This window comes from Campylobacter sp. IFREMER_LSEM_CL2090, assembly GCF_025771865.1.
GTDB classification, from domain to species: Bacteria; Campylobacterota; Campylobacteria; order Campylobacterales; family Campylobacteraceae; genus Campylobacter_D; species Campylobacter_D lari_D.
In genome coordinates this window covers 12,362-28,954 of the sequence record NZ_JAKMRA010000002.1, presented here as the reverse complement: position 1 = coordinate 28,954, position 16,593 = coordinate 12,362, and the positions used below count along the sequence as shown (strand labels likewise).

17 protein-coding genes and 2 pseudogenes are annotated in these 16,593 nt (G+C 26.7%); 15 read left to right on the top strand and 4 right to left on the bottom strand.

What is annotated here, in order from left to right:
• The first annotated feature begins 3 nt into the window (after positions 1-3).
• From L8V85_RS01310 to L8V85_RS01275, 8 genes and pseudogenes are all read left to right on the top strand, one after another.
• A complete protein-coding gene (locus L8V85_RS01310; protein WP_263737379.1) occupies positions 4-1,263 on the top strand; it encodes a DUF4910 domain-containing protein in 1,260 nt (419 codons plus the stop codon).
• A pseudogene (locus tag L8V85_RS01305) lies at positions 1,260-2,053 on the top strand (AAC(3) family N-acetyltransferase). The gene L8V85_RS01310 and the pseudogene L8V85_RS01305 overlap by 4 nt, the downstream one beginning before the upstream one ends.
• Positions 2,054-2,056: 3 nt before the next feature.
• The gene (locus tag L8V85_RS01300) at positions 2,057-2,293 is read left to right on the top strand and encodes an acyl carrier protein (protein ID WP_263737313.1); all 237 of its coding nucleotides are present in this window, start codon (positions 2,057-2,059) and stop codon (positions 2,291-2,293) included.
• Positions 2,280-3,170: a class I SAM-dependent methyltransferase gene (locus tag L8V85_RS01295; RefSeq protein WP_261530475.1), complete on the top strand. Its 891-nt coding sequence runs from the start codon at positions 2,280-2,282 to the stop codon at positions 3,168-3,170. Before L8V85_RS01300 ends, L8V85_RS01295 begins: the two co-directional genes overlap by 14 nt.
• A complete protein-coding gene (locus L8V85_RS01290; protein ID WP_263659255.1) occupies positions 3,167-3,571 on the top strand; it encodes a VOC family protein in 405 nt (134 codons plus the stop codon). Before L8V85_RS01295 ends, L8V85_RS01290 begins: the two co-directional genes overlap by 4 nt.
• Positions 3,568-5,091 carry an HAD-IIIC family phosphatase gene (locus L8V85_RS01285; protein ID WP_263737312.1) on the top strand — a complete coding sequence of 508 codons (1,524 nt, stop codon included), beginning with the start codon at positions 3,568-3,570 and terminating at the stop codon, positions 5,089-5,091. Before L8V85_RS01290 ends, L8V85_RS01285 begins: the two co-directional genes overlap by 4 nt.
• Positions 5,081-6,148, top strand: coding sequence for a beta-ketoacyl-ACP synthase III (locus tag L8V85_RS01280; protein ID WP_263737311.1), 1,068 nt, complete (start codon positions 5,081-5,083; stop codon positions 6,146-6,148). Before L8V85_RS01285 ends, L8V85_RS01280 begins: the two co-directional genes overlap by 11 nt.
• Positions 6,141-6,359 carry an acyl carrier protein gene (locus L8V85_RS01275; protein WP_263664915.1) on the top strand — a complete coding sequence of 73 codons (219 nt, stop codon included), beginning with the start codon at positions 6,141-6,143 and terminating at the stop codon, positions 6,357-6,359. Before L8V85_RS01280 ends, L8V85_RS01275 begins: the two co-directional genes overlap by 8 nt.
• Positions 6,360-6,371: 12 nt before the next feature.
• Here the strand turns inward: L8V85_RS01275 and L8V85_RS01270 are convergent, their stop codons facing one another.
• Together L8V85_RS01270 and L8V85_RS01265 are read right to left on the bottom strand one after the other, a co-directional pair.
• Entirely contained in the window at positions 6,372-7,610 is a 1,239-nt protein-coding gene (locus L8V85_RS01270; RefSeq protein ID WP_263737310.1) for a DUF2920 family protein, read from the bottom strand.
• 34 nt (positions 7,611-7,644) lie between these two features.
• A pseudogene (locus tag L8V85_RS01265) lies at positions 7,645-8,855 on the bottom strand (DUF2920 family protein).
• Positions 8,856-8,924: 69 nt separating this feature from the next.
• On the opposite strand from L8V85_RS01265, the gene L8V85_RS01260 reads away from it, so the two are divergent.
• From L8V85_RS01260 to L8V85_RS01235, 6 genes are read left to right on the top strand one after another with little or no spacing between them, the layout of a single operon-like run.
• Complete coding sequence (locus tag L8V85_RS01260; RefSeq protein WP_263737309.1) at positions 8,925-9,707, top strand: AAC(3) family N-acetyltransferase; 783 nt, start codon at positions 8,925-8,927, stop codon at positions 9,705-9,707.
• 1 nt (position 9,708) lies between these two features.
• Positions 9,709-11,205, top strand: a complete 1,497-nt coding sequence (locus L8V85_RS01255) for an amino acid adenylation domain-containing protein (protein WP_263737308.1) — start codon at positions 9,709-9,711, stop codon at positions 11,203-11,205.
• Positions 11,198-11,935 carry a GNAT family N-acetyltransferase gene (locus tag L8V85_RS01250; RefSeq protein ID WP_263702369.1) on the top strand — a complete coding sequence of 246 codons (738 nt, stop codon included), beginning with the start codon at positions 11,198-11,200 and terminating at the stop codon, positions 11,933-11,935. Before L8V85_RS01255 ends, L8V85_RS01250 begins: the two co-directional genes overlap by 8 nt.
• Complete coding sequence (locus L8V85_RS01245; RefSeq protein ID WP_263737307.1) at positions 11,925-12,656, top strand: formyltransferase family protein; 732 nt, start codon at positions 11,925-11,927, stop codon at positions 12,654-12,656. Before L8V85_RS01250 ends, L8V85_RS01245 begins: the two co-directional genes overlap by 11 nt.
• 1 nt (position 12,657) lies before the next feature.
• Complete coding sequence (locus L8V85_RS01240; RefSeq protein ID WP_263737306.1) at positions 12,658-12,882, top strand: acyl carrier protein; 225 nt, start codon at positions 12,658-12,660, stop codon at positions 12,880-12,882.
• Positions 12,879-13,838, top strand: a complete 960-nt coding sequence (locus L8V85_RS01235; RefSeq protein WP_263737305.1) for a 3-oxoacyl-ACP synthase — start codon at positions 12,879-12,881, stop codon at positions 13,836-13,838. The genes L8V85_RS01240 and L8V85_RS01235 overlap by 4 nt, the downstream gene beginning before the upstream one ends.
• 30 nt (positions 13,839-13,868) lie before the next feature.
• Here the strand turns inward: L8V85_RS01235 and L8V85_RS01230 are convergent, their stop codons facing one another.
• Positions 13,869-15,086, bottom strand: a complete 1,218-nt coding sequence (locus tag L8V85_RS01230) for a DUF2920 family protein (protein WP_263737304.1) — start codon at positions 15,084-15,086, stop codon at positions 13,869-13,871.
• Between the two features lie 60 nt (positions 15,087-15,146).
• On the opposite strand from L8V85_RS01230, the gene L8V85_RS01225 reads away from it, so the two are divergent.
• Positions 15,147-15,380, top strand: a complete 234-nt coding sequence (locus tag L8V85_RS01225) for an acyl carrier protein (protein WP_133319959.1) — start codon at positions 15,147-15,149, stop codon at positions 15,378-15,380.
• Here L8V85_RS01225 and L8V85_RS01220 read toward each other — a convergent pair.
• Positions 15,373-16,587, bottom strand: coding sequence for a DUF2920 family protein (locus tag L8V85_RS01220; protein ID WP_263737303.1), 1,215 nt, complete (start codon positions 16,585-16,587; stop codon positions 15,373-15,375). The genes L8V85_RS01225 and L8V85_RS01220 overlap by 8 nt on opposite strands.
• Positions 16,588-16,593 lie beyond the last annotated feature (6 nt).

The following is a 16,593-nucleotide window of genomic DNA, read 5'->3' as shown; positions in this document are numbered from 1 at the left end:
AGTATGTATGAGCTAGCTTGTGAGCTTTTTCCTATATGTAGAAGTATTACAGGGGCTGGCTTTAGACAAAGCTTAAAAATACTTGATGAAGCTATGGGGGGGGGTATATTAAAAATTCACTCTATAGCAAGTGGAAGTAAAGTGTTTGACTGGGAAGTACCTGCTGAATGGGAGATAAATGATGCTTATATCATCACTCCAGATGGAGAAAAAATTTGTGATTTTAAGCAAAATAATTTACATGTATTAAACTACAGCACAGGCATAGACACAGAGCTTAATCTAGCAAGCTTACAAGAACATCTTTACTCTATAGAGGATATACCTGATGCCATACCTTATGTGACAAGCTATTATAAAAGGCGTTGGGGTTTTTGCATAAAACATGAAGATAGAGTTAAACTAAAAGAAGGAAAATATAAAGTTTTCATAGACGCAAAGCACCATGAAAATGGAGTTTTAAACTATGCTGATTTACTCATACCTAGCACGCAAGAAACAAAAGATGAAATTTTAATTTCCACTTACCTCTGTCATCCATCTATGGCAAATAACGAGTTAAGTGGTCCTGTGGTAGCTGCATTTTTAGCTAAATGGCTTTTAGAACTTAAAGAGAGAAAATACAATTATCGTTTTATTTTTACTCCTGAAACCATAGGGAGTATAGTTTATCTTAGTAAACATTTAAAGCACTTACAAAAACATACCAAAGCAGGTTTTGTACTCTCTTGTATAGGTGATGATAATGCTTACTCACTCATTCACACTCCAAGTGAAAATACCCTAGCAGATAAAGTAGCTTTGCATACCTTAAAAGAAAAAAATAATTTTAAAGAATTTAGCTTTTTAGATAGAGGCGGCAACGAAAGACAGTTTTGCTCTCCTTTAGTAAATTTACCCGTAGTTTGTGTGTGTAGGACTAGATTTGGTGATTATAAAGAATACCACACTAGCAAAGATGACTTAAATTTCATCAGTGAAGAGGGATTGCAAGGTGGCTTAAAAGCTATGCAAGAAATCATTATGAATTTAGAAGTTAATAAAATTTATCAAATCACAACTTTTTGCGAACCAAATTTGGGTAAAAGAGGCTTATATCACACTTTAAATCAAGGAATTACCAAAAAACCAATCTCCGCTGATTTTTTAGCATATTGTGATGGTAAAAATGATGTTTTAGATATAGCTTCAAAGCTAAACATGCAAGCTTATGAATTAAAAGATTTAATAGAAAAATTAAAATTTCACGGATTGATAAAATGAAATATTTCTTAGAATACAATGATAAAAAATACTCTAATGTAGATTTAATAGAAGCTTTTAAAAAACTTAGTATCAAAAAAGGCGATATTTTGTGTGTGCATACTGAACTTTTTAATTTTGACACACCCTTGCTTCCTAGAAATGAATTTTTACAAACTATATTAGATTGTTTTTTTGAAGTTATAGGTAAAGAAGGTACTTTAATCATGCCTACATTTACTTATAGTTTTTGCAAAAATGAAGTTTATGATAAATTAAATTCTCCTACAAAAATGGGTGCTTTAAATGAATATTTTCGCAAACAAGCAGGAGTAAAACGCACTAATGATCCTATATTTTCCTTTGCTATAAAAGGAGCCAAAGAAGAATTGTTTTTAAAGGACACTACAAGTTGTTTTGGTGAAAATTGTGTGTATGATGTTTTAATAAAAGAAAATGGAAAATTTCTTACTTTTTTTTTGGGGGGGGGGTATTGGACACACCATAACCCACCATATTGAAGAAAAATATCAAGTAGATTATAGATATTTTAAAAAATTCCAGGGTTTTATTCTTGATGAAAATGGAGAAAAACAAAAAAAAGAAATCTTATATTTTGTTAGAGATTTAAACAAACACTCCCTTTCTAATATTAAAAATATTATTAAAATAGCTTTATCATCTTTTAAAAGCGATATGATAAAATTTGCCAATGATAACATAAGTATTTTTATTGCTCAAGAAATATGAAAATGCCATAATAAGAGCCTTAAACATAAATAAAAATGTACTTATTCTAAAGGATAGTTAAAAAATGGAAAATAAATTTTATGAAATTTTAGAAAATATATTAGAAGTAAAAGTTGATGAAAATTCAAATTTAAGCATACAAAATTGCAAAAATTGGACTTCTTTAAATCATATTGATATAATCATGAGCTTAGAAGAAGAATTTGAAATCAAATTTAGCAAAGATGAATTAAGTCAGCTAAAATCACAAAATGAACTTTTGCAAGCTATCAAATCAAAGGTAAAAAATGAAAAATATTAAAAACTTATTTGAGTTAATAGCTATAAAAAATCCAATTCACGCAAAATATTTAAATAAAATCAGTCTAACAAATGAAGATGAAATAGAATTTGAAAATCTCATTTCATATTATCTTCAAAACAATATTTCTTTACAAGAGCAGTGCGAATGCTATTTAACTATACTTAATGACACTTTAGAAGAAACAAAATATTTCATAGAAAATAACTCATATAGATATAAAAGTTTTGAAGAAGTAAAAGATAAAGTCTATTTTAATGAAACTTATATGAAAAAATACATGATAGGGCTTGCGCTTTCATCTTATATTTGGATTGCTCATATAAAAGTTAGAAAGTATTTTGAAAATTATCTTCAATCAAAAAGCAAACATGATAATTATTTTGAAATAGGCCCAGGACATGGAGAATTTTTTACTAAAGCTGTTAAAAGTTTGAAATTTGATTATTATTTAGGTTTAGATTTATCCCCTACTAGTTGCGAATTGACAAAAAATATGGTGGAAAATCAAGTTAAAAATTTAATTAATAATTGTGAATTTTTATGTAAAGATTTTTTTCAATTTCAATTTCACAAAAAGGCTGATTTAATAGTAATTGGAGAAGTTTTAGAACATGTTGAACAGCCTTTAGAATTTTTAAAAAGAGCAAAAGACTTATTAAGCGATGAAGGTGAAATTTTTGCAACCATACCTATCAACGCACCTGCAATTGATCATATATACTTATTTACACATCCAAATGAAATTTTTGAAATGGCAAAAAAAGCAGATTTAAAAATAAAACAATATGAATGTTTTATGGCAAATGACTATTCTTTAGAAAAAGCTTTAAAATTTAAAAATGCTATAACTATGGCTGTGGTATTTGAAAAATGAATTTAAATTTACCAATCCACCATATAGGTGTAGCATGTAAATCTTTAGAAAAAGAAAGAAAAATATTTGAAAAGCTAGGTTTTATTAAAGAAGCTGAATTTATAGACGAACAACAAGGGGTAAAGGGAGAATTTATCATTCCAAAAAATAACTTATTCCCCCAATATCGCTTTGAACTTTTGTCAAATTTAAATGAAAAAGGCGTTTTAGATAACTATTTGAAAAATAAAACTAAAATGTATCATATAGCTTATGAAAGCAAAAATATAGAGCAAGATTTATCTTTGCTTTTAAATGATGGTTTGTTGGTTGTTGACATAATGAAAGCAAGTTATTTTGCAAAACTTTGCTTTGTGATGATGAGTAATAATTTATTAATAGAATTAGTAGAGCTAAAATGAATCTTTTTTCACCAAATTTAAAAAGAAATGATCTCATAAAACTTAGCAAGGAAAATCATTATAAAAAAATTGCTATTAATGTTTTTAGAAATCACTCTTTTGAAGTGATTTCAAGCATACTAAATGCATTTTTAGCCTTTAGTAAATTAAAGGCTGAATTTAACATAAGCTCTTATGATGATAGTTTAAGTTATGATAATTTTCAAAAAGCAGATTTAAACATCATATTTATAGATTTAAACAATTATAAAAAAAATGTAGATGATTTTATCAAAGAAAAAATACAAGAGCTATCAAGCATTAGCAACGCTCCTATCATCACACTTTTACTTGGTAATACAAGCTTAAAAGAATATAGTATTTGCAAAATACTAAAGCCCTTTTTAGATGAAAATCTCATCATAGATGATAGTAATTTTGAAATAAATGCAAGCAGACTTAGTAATAAAGCTTGTGTAAAATTAGCCCAAATTCTAGGACTAAAAATCCTACCTAGCTTCTTGCAACCAGCTTTAAAAGCAATCATCATAGATCTTGATAATACCTTATACCAAGGAATTTTAGGCGAAGATGGTATTGAAAATCTTACTTTATCTAGCAATCATAAAGCCTTACAAAGTGAGCTTTTAAATTTAAAAAATCAAGGTTTTTTACTTGCCATCGCTTCAAAAAATGAAGAAGATGATGTAAAAAAACTTTTTTCACAAAGAAAAGACTTTTTATTACAACTTGATGATTTTAGTATGATCAGGGCTAATTGGAAAAGTAAAGACGAAAATATTAAAGAAATTGTAAATTTTTTTAATATAGCTTTTGATAGTGTGCTATTTATTGATGATAATATAGCCGAAATTGAAAATGTATCACACCTTCATATTAACACCTTGCTAGCTGATGAAAATAGTGCTTATAGTTTAAAGCTCTATCCTAGACTTTTAAAAACAATCTTTAGCAAAGAAGATGAGTTAAGAAGTGCTGATATTAAAGCAAATTTACAAAGACAAGAACTTAGCAAGCTTAGCCCTAAAGAGTATTTTGAAAAATTACAAATTTGTTTGAAATTTCATATCAACCACGCAGATGAACTTGAAAGAATTTCACAACTACTTAATAAAACTAATCAATTTATATCAAATTACTCAAGATTAAGCTTAAAAGAATGTGAAGAATTTATGCAAAAACATGCTATTTTGACTATAAGCATGAGTGATAAATTAAGTGATAGTGGTATTATAGCAATTTTTTTAGCTTATAAAGATGAAACAAATTTAATCATAAAAGATCTTTGTATAAGCTGTAGAGCCTTAGGAAGAAAGCTTGAAAAAATTATGTTATATAAGGCTATAGAGTTATTACATGTGCATTTTAATACAAAAGAATGTATTTTATACTTTCAAAAGGGCGAAAGAAATATGCCATTTTTAGAATTTTTATATAGTTTAAATGCAAATATAAAAGAAAATTTTACTCTAATCCAAAAAGAAATGATAAATTACGAAGGACTTATAATTGAAAGCTAATTTTAATAAAGCCAAAATAGCAGGCATAAGTGTTTGCGTGCCTAATAAATGTATAAATATAGATGATTGCTTAGAAGATGTTTTTCAAAATGATGTCAAAATGCTAAAAAGAATGAAAAAAATTTCAGGCATACAAGAAAGATTTATCGCTGATGAAAATATTAGCACAACAGATTTAGCCTATGAAGCAAGTATAAATTTATTTAAAATGCTTGATTTTGATAAAAATAAGCTTGATATGGTGATTTTTGTTACACAAACTCCTGATTTTTTTATGCCATCATGCGCAAACTATCTTCACAAACGATTAAATTTAAAACCTCAAACCATAGCTTTTGATGTAAATCAAGCGTGTTCGGGGTATTTATACGGCTTATTTATAGCTTTTTCTTTTTTAGAAAATCAAAATACAAAAAATATTTTATTAATTTGTGGTGATACTTTAAGCAAAACCATAAACCCTTTAAATGCAAATTTAGCTCCAATCTTTGGCGATGGAGTAAGTGCAACACTCATAAGCAGTGCAAATGAAAAATCGTTTTTTAAGCTTTATTCTAATGGAGAAGGTTTTGACAAACTCATCATACCCAATAGAGCTTTTACTAAACTTGATGAGAGTAAAATCTCCAATAAAGAAATATTTCAAACCAATAAGCATAGGAGCTTAGATAATCTTTACATGGATGGGGCTGAAATTTTTAACCAAGCACTTAATCTTGAGAGCCAAAGCATAAAAGAAATGCTTGATTTTTGTGAAAAAAGTAAAGATGAAGTGGATTATTTTTTATTACATCAATCCAATCAATTTTTAGTTGATTCTATTATAAATGACTTGGGTATTGATAGCTCTAAAGCACCAAATTTTTTGATGTCAAAATACGCTAATTTAAGTGCTTGCTCTTTACCTGCTTTACTTTGTGAAATGCAAAAAAATGATTTTAGTGCCATTTTAAGTGCTTTTGGTGCTGGATATGCCTGGGGGAGTGCTTATATAAATTTTGATAAAAACTTTAAAACTGATACAATTTCAATTTATAAAGGAGAAAAAAATGACTAAAGAAGAATTATTAGAAGCTATTAGCGAAGCTATGCATATGGATGAAACACTAAAAGAAAATATGATTTTAGATGATATTGATGAATGGGATAGCTTAGCTTTTGTATCTATCATGGTATTATTTAAAAACTCACTTGGCAAGCAAATTAGCGGTGATGATCTTAAAAAATGTGAAAAAGTAAGCGATCTTTTAGCTTTAGCTGGTGTTTAAACAAATATTTGTTTAAACCCTTTCCACACTTAAAACAATCTGCTCATTTTCCTCTTTAAAAGTATATATTAAATCATCACACTTATATGAGATTTCTTTTTTACAAGTTTTATCTTTTAAAGGTTCTTGTAAAATTTGTGGTAAGTGTTTTTTTATAAGTAGTTTTATAGGTATACCCATACCATGAGTTAAGTCTTTAATAAATTTGCCATCTATTTGTTTTTCATCTATAACTTTTATAAATTCAACATCAAGTCCATGTTCTTTTAAAATATTAACATATTCTTCTTTTTCTTCTAAAGGAACATATTCATCAAATTTAGAATGATAAGCAATATATTTTGGATTTGGATATTTTGCTTGTATATTTAGATGATCTTTATTTAGTGTTTCTCTAATGAGTTTTCTAGCAGGTGAAAAATAATAAGGGGATTGTTTGTTTGTAGTCCATAGTGTTTTTTCATAACCGTAAAGTTTTATATGATTAAAGGTATTTGGTGTTAAAAAATTATAATATTTAGTAAAATCAACTTCTTTACCAAAACCTATAACTCTCCATAAATTAGTAAGACTAACATGAGAAGAATTATCTATTACAATATCAACAAGCCAAGGAGCTATTTTTGCACATAAATTTGCTAAATAACCTCCATGGGACGATCCGACTAAAATATGCTTTATACCCCCCCCCATAGCTTTAAAAGGAGAATTTTTTCTAATATATAAAAGAGCATTTAGTATATCTGTTGCTTGCATGATGCCAAAATTTTGATATTCATTTTTGGTAGGTTGAAGAGTTATACTTAATTTTAAAATATACGAAACATCTAATATCCATTTTAATTTTAAAATAGAAATTTGATTATCTATATATTCTAAATAATGATTAATTTTTTCAAAAGTATCAATATGATTAATATTAAAAGGTGGAATAATACTTATAGCTTTTAAACTAGTGTCTAAAATAAGCTTGTCGATATCATCTAAATAATATGTTGCTCCAGTTTGAGGACGATTTCCTATACAATGATAATTTACATTTAAAACTGCTACATTATAATTTCTAGCACAATAATCACTTATATATAAATCATCTTTTATATCTCTGCCAATACCATTTATAACACAAACAATAGCCTCTATTTCTTTACTATCATCATAAGTTAATTTAAATTCTAATTTACTTTCTCTTTTTATATTTAATTCTACATCATCACAAGAGTCTATGAAATAAGTTTCATTTTTTAACATTTAAAAAGCCTTTGCTAGTTTTAGATATATTTTATCAAACAATCTCTAAAACAAATTTATCATTTTCATCTTTAAAGGTAAAAACTTTATTTTTACAAGGATAAGATATACTATCTTTTTTCATACTAAATGTTTTATCTTTTAATTTTTCAAGCATAATAGGTAATTCTTTATTAAATAATGCCTTATCAGGAATTCCACACCCATGAGTTAAATTTTTAATAAATTTGCCATCTATATCTTTTTCATCTATTAGATGAAAATCTACTTCATAATTTAAGGCTTTTAAAATTTCTATCATAGAAATTTTATATTCAGCTGAAGTTAAGTCATCTTTAGCGCTATGATAACTTGTATAAATAATATTTTTATTCTTTTGAGCTTGTAAGATCAAATGATCTTTATTAAGTAAAGCTCTTATTAAATAATTTTCATCAGCAAAATAATAAGGTGAGTTTGGGTTTTTGCGTGTCCAATGAGTTTTTATAGTGCTATAAATTATTATATTTTCATTACCAACTTTACAATCATAACTTTTTACTTCTTTTCCGATTACATAATTTAACGGAGGCAATGCAGCACCTGAATTCTCTATTACTCCATCTACATACCAAGGAGCTATTTTAGCACACATTAATGCCACTAAGCCACCATATGACCCCCCCCGTAAATTTTAGGTAAAGATTTAAATTGAGGATAATTTTTCATTATATCTTTTAAAGCATTGATATGATCGATTGCAGGCATAATGGCAAAATTATTATACTCATTGTTAGGTGGGATAAAACTTCCATAAATATGTGCTTTATAATCTTGATTTAAAATTTTATTATTTTTTAAATTAGTAATGGTATGATACAAATAATCATAATGTATATGAGCATTATTGGTATCTAATTTACTTGATTGAATTTTGAAATTTTCTAAAACTTCTTTCAAAAAAGGTAAATCATCTTCCATAAAAGTAGTAGTTGCACTATATTTGTCCACATCAGAAACTCTTTGGCAAAAACAATGATAAAATACATTTACAGCTACTACATCAAATTTTTTAGCTATAAAATTTCTATAACTTTCTAGAAAATGTATATTTGCATTAGCTCCATACCCACCTATGATAAAAACAATAGCTTTCATTTGCTTACTATCATCATAAGTGATTCTATATTCTAATTTACTTTCTCTTTTTATATTTAATTCTACATCATTACAAGAGTCTATGAAATAGGTTTGATTTATGAGCATATTTTTCTTTCTTGATATTATAATTTATATGCTATTATAACTAATTAAAATACATTCAAAGAAAAAAGTATGAAATATATATTTAAATGCAATGATAAAAAATATTCCAATATAGACTTAATAGAAGCTTTTAAAAAACTTGGTATTAAAAAAGGTGATATTTTGTGTGTACATAGTGAATTGATGAAATTTGGTATTCCTTTACTTCCTAGAAATGAATTTTTACAAACTATATTAGATTGTTTTTTTGAAGTTATAGGTAAAGAAGGTACTTTAATCATGCCTACATTTACTTATAGTTTTTGCAAAAATGAAGTTTATGATAAATTAAATTCTCCTACAAAAATGGGTGCTTTAAATGAATATTTTCGCAAACAAGCAGGAGTAAAACGCACTAATGATCCTATATTTTCCTTTGCTATAAAAGGAGCCAAAGAAGAATTGTTTTTAAAGGACACTACAAGTTGTTTTGGTGAAAATTGTGTGTATGATGTTTTAATAAAAGAAAATGGAAAATTAGTTTTATTTGGCTCTAAAATAGCCGGGTACACTTTTAGTCATTTCATAGAAGAAAAAGCTCATGTTCCATATAGATATTTTAAAAATTTTAGTGGAAAAATTATTGATGAAGATGGTAAAATACTCCAAAAAAATATTAAATACTATGTTAGAAAATTGAATGAAAATTCAGATTTAGATGTTGATAAACAAGTAGCTATTTTAAAAAATGATAATAATTTTAATATTTTAAATTTTTCCAATGCTCATATAATAAATATCAACATGAAAAACTATTTAGAAAAAACATTAAAAGCTTTAAAGGACAACCCTTATTGTTTGCTAAAGGAATAAAATGACAATTCATATCAATGATTTTTTACAAGAAAGTGTTGCTAAATTTGGAAGTAAAAATGCTTTTGTTGAGTTTAATGGTAGAAGTATAAGCTATAAAGAATTTGATGATTTAAGTAAAAAAATAGCAAGTAAAATTCTTTCTAAACTTCCTACTAAAAGTACACAAGATCCTATATTAATCATGCTTCCTAAAGGGATTGATTGTCTGCTTTCTTTTTTTGGTGTAGCAAAAAGTGGAAATTTTTATACACTTTTAGATGAAAAAAGTCCCAAAGAGCGTGTAGAAAAAGTTATAGAAGTTTTAAAACCAAAGCTTTTAATTACTTCTAAAAAATTAAATTTAGATTTTAATCTTGATACCATTTTCACAGAAGATTTTGAAAGCTTTGTTATAAATGAAAATGCTTTAGAAAAAGCTTTAGATAATCACATAGATACTAATTTACTTTATGTCTTTTTTACAAGCGGAAGCACAGGAACTCCAAAAGGAGTAAGCATAAGCCATAAAAGTGTGATTGATTATACTTTTTGGGTATGTGAAACTTTTAAGCTAAGCCATGAAGATATACTTGCTAATCAAGCGCCATTTTACTTTGATAATAGCATATTAGATATATTTAGCTCTGTTAAAATGGGAGCTACGCTTCATATACTGCCTAATCATCTTTTTGCTTTTCCAAATAAAATTTTGGAGTATCTAGAACAAGAAAAAATAACAACAATTTTTTGGGTACCTTCAGTGTTGATTTATTTTGCTAATACCAATGCTCTTGAAGCCTTTACACTAAGGCATTTAAATAAAATTCTTTTTTGTGGTGAAATCATGCCAAATAAACAACTCAACATTTGGCGCAAATACCTTCCTAGTGCTTTATTTGCTAATCTTTACGGACCTACTGAAATTACCGATGTATGCTCTTTTTACATAGTTGATAGGCAATTTAGCGATGATGAGCTTTTGCCTATAGGAAAAGCATGTAAAAATACCCAACTTTTAGTCTTTGATGAGAATTTAAATTTAATTACTTCAAGTCAAGTGGGAGTTAAAGGCGAGCTTTATGTAAGAGGAACTTGTCTTTCTTTAGGCTATTACAACGATAAAGAAAAAACAAAGCAAGCTTTTATGCAAAATCCTTTGCATGATAATTACCTAGACTTGCTTTATAAAACAGGTGATGTGGTAGCTTATAATGAATTTGGTGAACTTTTATGTTATGGACGGATAGATCATCAAATCAAATATATGGGTCATCGCATAGAACTTGGAGAGATAGAAAGTATTATCAATTCTCATGAGAATGTAAGAAATTGCGCTTGTATTTTTAAAGAAGAAATTATTTGCTTTTATGAAAGTAAGGAAGAGTTAGATTTTAAAAACTTTTTAAAAGACAAACTCCCTGTTTACATGATACCTAAAAAATTTGTTAAAATAAAACAATTTACTTTAAATGCGAATGGGAAAATTGACAGGAAGGTTTTGAGTAAATTTGTTTAAGAATTTTTCACAAACACATGATAATGGTTTTTTATTACATAATTGCTATGAATACAAAGAAAGTTTTTTAAAACATGCAATTAATAATAATTATTTTTTCCAACAAGAAAATAATAGTTTCTTTTTTCTAAATAAAAAACTTTTGTTTTACTTCATTAATGAAATAAAACAGTACAACTTAAAACCATCTTTTATAAGACTTATCGGAAATCAAGAAAAATATTTTGAAAAACATCAATTATTTCTAAAGCTTAATAATTTCAAGTGTTTTCAGGTGTTTAAACAAATGATACTAAAGAATGAAAATTTAATACCTATTGAATTTGATTTCATAAAAAAACCAACCATTGATGAAACTGCAGAATGTTATGACTTTTTAAATAATAACTTTGAATACGAATTTAATCTTTTTTATCAAAAAAATAATTTCAAAAAACATATTAATAATATTTTATACTATAAAGAAAATGGCAAAATATGCGGAGTATTGTTATATTCCAATATTTTAAACAATGCTATCTTGGATTATATTGCGGTAAAACCAAACCTCAAATACAAAAATGTAGCATTTGCCTTGTTAAATCACTTCTTCTTAGAAAACACAAAAGCAAAATTTTATAAACTATATGTTGATATTAATAATACAAAAGCTATAAAGTTTTATAAAAAATCTAATTTCAAATTTAATAAAACAGAAATCAGATTCTATAGGAATTTTCATGAACTTTAAGAAAATTTATTTGATAGGCGAAGGTAGAATAGCTAAGGAGTGCTTAAAAATAGCACACAATTTTTTCAAACAAGAAGTGTTACTTATCACACTAAAAAATAAAAACGAATTGGATGTTTTCTTTGAGAAAATATCTAACTCTCTTATTTTAAGTGTGAATAATTTTTATATTTTTCAAAAAAAATGTGTTGAATCAAATTTCATCATTAACTATCATAATTCACTACTTCCAAAATACAAAGGAAGAAATGCACATATATGGGCTATATGGAACCAAGAAAATATAACAGGAATCACTTGGCATAAGGTTGATTGTACTATAGATACAGGAGATATCATCTTGCAAAAAGAGATAAAAATAAACAACTCATTAACAGCTATAAAACTACTCCAAATGCAGCAAAATTTAGCCATCAAATCTTTTGAGGAATGTTTAAAGAATATAAAAAATTCTTTTCCTCAGCCAAAAATTATTTCTGTGGTTAGGGGGGGGGATATTCACAAAATAAGTCAACTACCTAATAATGGTATTTTAGATATATCTTGGAACATCTTAACTATGGAAAGATTTTTAAGAGCAATGGATAATGGAAATCTTACTCCTAAAGCTAAAGTAAAAATAAACAATATGATATATGATATTTCATTTTATGAAATAAACCATCTTGAAATAATTTTATTTTTAAGCAATAATATAAAAATAACAATTCCAAAGGAATGAAATGCAACAAATTCAAAATTTTTTTAACAAAATAGACAGAAGTGATATAAATGAAACTATGCAAAATTTGCTTAGCGATGACATAATAGATAGTATTGACATCATGGCTTTGGTAGCTGAAATAGAAAAGCACTATAAAAAACCCCTAAAAGCAGAGTTTATTATAGCTGAAAATTTTGAAAGTTTTGAAAATATCAAAAAAATGATAGAGCAAGCAATGCAATGAATTTAAAAACTACTAATCATTCTATTAAAGCTATTAGTATTGTTCTACCTAAAAATCCACTCCACAAAGAAGATGAATTAAAGCTTTGCAATATAAATGAAAGAAAATATCAACTTTTACAAGAAAATTCAGGAATTTTTAATCATTTCGTAAGCGATGAGTCAACATACTCGAGTGATTTAGCAACACAAGCATTAGAGGAGCTTTTCTCAAAAGATATACTCAAAAAAGATGAAATTGATCTACTAGTTTTTACAAGCTTTACACCGGATTATTTAGCACCAGCTTGCACTAGTTTAATCCACAAAAATTTAAATTTAAGTAGCCATACTTTATGCTTAGATGTATTAGGCTTTTGCCCTGGATTTTTACAGAGTTTACTTCAAGTGTTTTTGGCTTTAAATCAACCAAGTATAAAAAAAGCTGTTTTAATATGCGCCAGTGTAAAAAGTAAAGCGATTGACGCTCAAAAAGATAAAATTACCTTTTTAAATAATAGCGATAGTGCAAGTGCGATTTTAATAGAAAAAAATACCAATTCTAAAGAAAAAAGCTGTTTTTCTCAAAAAGTTTTTTCTACTCAATGTGTAGAAGAAACTTTACCCTATGGTGGACTTAGATTAGATAGTCTGAATATTTTGAAAGTCAACAACAATTTGACTTTTTCTTTTATTATGCAAAACTATCCAACATTTTTTCAAGAATTTTTTGAACATTTCAATCTAGAAAAAACTAATTTCGATGAATTTTTTATCCACTCTTCTGATAATTTTTCAAAACAAAAACTATATGAGAGACTAAATTTAAATTTTATCCAAGATAATATTCTTAAAAACTATGGAAACACTACTATAAATAAATTACCTCTAGAATTAGCTTCATATACTGGGGGGGGGATAAACAAATTTTCCTTGGAAGCTTTGGAACAGGTATCACCCTTAATGCATGTAGCCTAAAAATAAATTTTGATAAACTTCAAAGTTTTATCAAAGTCGTGTAATTTTAAGCTCAAATCGATCTTTGAAATCTTTAAAAGTAAATATCTTATCTTTGCAAGGATAAGATATGCTATTTTCTCTCATATTAAATGTTTTATTTTTTAGTTTTTCAAGCAATATAGGTAATTCTTTTTTAAATAAAGCCCTATCTGTCATTCTCAAACCGTGCTCTAAGCTCTTTATATATCTACCATCTACATCATTCTCATCTTTAACAATATGCAAAGTTGCATCAAATCCAAGTTGTTTGCAAAATTCATAAAAATTACTCTTATGTTCCACTGGAGCTCCCTCATCTTTTGCGCTATGATAACTGATAAATATTGTATTTTGATTTTTTTCATTTTGCAAACTTAGATGCTTTGAGTTCAAAAGAACCCTTATCATATAATTATCATCACTTAAAAAATACGGAGAGCTTTCATCTCTAGTCCAGTATTTTTTTACAAAACATAATAAAATATAATTATCACCTCTAATAGCAAATTCACCGCACTCACTTTCTCTACCTAACAAATGAGACAAATGAGGCAATGTCACTCCTGAATTATCTATCACTCCATCTACATACCAAGGAGCTATTTTAGCACACATTAGCGCTAAATAACCTCCGTATGATCCTCCCCCGTAAATTTTAGGTAAAGATTTAAATTGAGGATAATTTTTCATTATATCTTTTAAAGCATTGATATGATCAATAGCTGCCATAATTCCATAATTTTGATATTCGTTATTTGGCAATACAAAATCACAAGAAAGATTTATCAAAAAATCTTTTTTCAGTCTTCCTTCATGTTTTATTTGTTTAGATCTTTCATCAAGTTTTCTTATACAATTTTTAAAATTGCTTTTTTCATGGTCATAAATTTCCATATCGCAAATTTTTGCTATTTCACAAAAACTTTCCCAATCTTTTTCATTTGGCATAAAAATCGGATTATATTTCTCATCTATAGAAGGCCTAGCACTAAAGCAATGATAAAAAACATTTACAACAATAATATTAAATTTTTTAGCAAGATATTCTCTATCAAAATCTAAAAAAGATATATTAGCATTTGCCCCAAATCCACCTATGATAAAAACAATAGCTTTCATTTGCTTACTATCATCATAAGTAATTCTATATTCTAATTTACTTTCTCTTTTTATATTTAATTCTACATCATCACAAGAGTCTATAAAATAAGTTTGATTTATGAGCATGTTAAGCCTTATATTTGCATTTTTTAAGTATTATTATAACTAAAAAATAAGGAGCTAGATGTGAATATTAACTTTGAAGATATTCAAAAAATGTTTAATGCAATCAACAGAAGTGATATAAATGAAAATAGTCGTAATTTAGTGGATGATGATATTATTGATAGTATTGATATGATGAAATTAATACTTGAAATCGAAAAATTTATAGGAAAAAATTTAGATGCTAAATATATCACTCCGGATAATTTTGAGGATTTTTCTACGATTAAAAATATGCTTGAGGAAGTTATATAATCTCAAGCACAAATTTATTACCTTTATCTTTAAAAGTAAAAACCTTATCCTTGCAAGGATAACTTATACTATCTTCTCTTAGGGTAAAATTTTTATCCTTAAATTTTTCAAGCATTTTTGGTAATTCCCTACCAAATAAAGCTTTGACTGTTATTCCACCCCCATGATCTAAATTTTTAATAAATTTACCATCTATATCTTTTTCATCTATTAGATGAAAATCTACTTCATAATTTAAGGCTTTTAACAACTCTATCAAACAAATTTTATTTTTATAAGAAGTTAATAAATCATTAGAGCTATGATAGCTTATATAAACTATATTTTTATTTTTTTGCACTTGTAAAATTAAATGTTCTTTATTCAATAAAGTTCTAACAAGAAAATACTCATCTTTAAAACAATAAGGAGAATTTTTATCAGAATTCCAATATGTTTTTATAAAACATCCTATAAGAAAACTCTTATAGTTATAATATATATCGTGAAAATTTAAATCTTTTCCTATAATACAACCTAAAATTAATGTTGCTTCGCCTGAATTATCTATAACTCCATCAACATACCAAGGAGCTATTTTAGCACACATTAGCGCTAAATAACCTCCGTATGATCCTCCTCCATAAATTTTAGGTAAAGATTTAAATTGAGGATAATTTTTCATTATATCTTTTAAAGCATTGATATGATCGATAGCTGCCATAATTCCATAATTTTGATATTCGTTATTTGATGGTAGCAAAGTTGAAGTTAAATGAAACTCATAATCATCACCTATCATATTTTTTAATCTATAAAAATCAAGCATAGATTCTAAAGAAACAATTTGTTTTTGTATGTTTTCTTGATTAATTTCGCCAGAAAAAGCAATACCATGTTTATTTAATTGCTCCTTGAAATAAGCTACATCTCTTTCATCATACGAAAAAGTAGCACTGTATTTTTTATCCTTGCTATTTATTCTACAGCTAAAACAATGATATAAAACACTTACAGCCACTACATCAAATTTTTTAGCTATAAATTGCCTGTCAAAATCAATGATTGATAAATCAACATTAGAACCATACGCTCCTATGATAAAAACGATAGCTTTCATTTGCTTACTATCATCATAAGTAATTCTATATTCTAATTTACTTTCTCTTTTTATATTTAACTCTACATCATCACAAGAGTCTATAAAATAAGTTTCATTTTTAAGCATAATTTT

Excerpts from the sequence above, each read along its gene's own strand:
- L8V85_RS01290 (WP_263659255.1), top strand. The coding sequence starts at position 3,167 with ATGAATTTAAATTTACCAATCCACCATATAGGTGTAGCATGTAAATCT.
- L8V85_RS01270 (WP_263737310.1), bottom strand. The coding sequence starts at position 7,610 with ATGTTAAAAAATGAAACTTATTTCATAGACTCTTGTGATGATGTAGAA.
- L8V85_RS01255 (WP_263737308.1), top strand. The coding sequence starts at position 9,709 with ATGACAATTCATATCAATGATTTTTTACAAGAAAGTGTTGCTAAATTT.
- L8V85_RS01300 (WP_263737313.1), top strand. The coding sequence starts at position 2,057 with ATGGAAAATAAATTTTATGAAATTTTAGAAAATATATTAGAAGTAAAA.
- L8V85_RS01230 (WP_263737304.1), bottom strand. The coding sequence starts at position 15,086 with ATGCTCATAAATCAAACTTATTTTATAGACTCTTGTGATGATGTAGAA.
- L8V85_RS01235 (WP_263737305.1), top strand. The coding sequence starts at position 12,879 with ATGAATTTAAAAACTACTAATCATTCTATTAAAGCTATTAGTATTGTT.
- L8V85_RS01260 (WP_263737309.1), top strand. The coding sequence starts at position 8,925 with ATGAAATATATATTTAAATGCAATGATAAAAAATATTCCAATATAGAC.
- L8V85_RS01310 (WP_263737379.1), top strand. The coding sequence starts at position 4 with ATGTATGAGCTAGCTTGTGAGCTTTTTCCTATATGTAGAAGTATTACA.
- L8V85_RS01245 (WP_263737307.1), top strand. The coding sequence starts at position 11,925 with ATGAACTTTAAGAAAATTTATTTGATAGGCGAAGGTAGAATAGCTAAG.
- L8V85_RS01295 (WP_261530475.1), top strand. The coding sequence starts at position 2,280 with ATGAAAAATATTAAAAACTTATTTGAGTTAATAGCTATAAAAAATCCA.
- L8V85_RS01285 (WP_263737312.1), top strand. The coding sequence starts at position 3,568 with ATGAATCTTTTTTCACCAAATTTAAAAAGAAATGATCTCATAAAACTT.
- L8V85_RS01275 (WP_263664915.1), top strand. The coding sequence starts at position 6,141 with ATGACTAAAGAAGAATTATTAGAAGCTATTAGCGAAGCTATGCATATG.
- L8V85_RS01240 (WP_263737306.1), top strand. The coding sequence starts at position 12,658 with ATGCAACAAATTCAAAATTTTTTTAACAAAATAGACAGAAGTGATATA.
- L8V85_RS01220 (WP_263737303.1), bottom strand. The coding sequence starts at position 16,587 with ATGCTTAAAAATGAAACTTATTTTATAGACTCTTGTGATGATGTAGAG.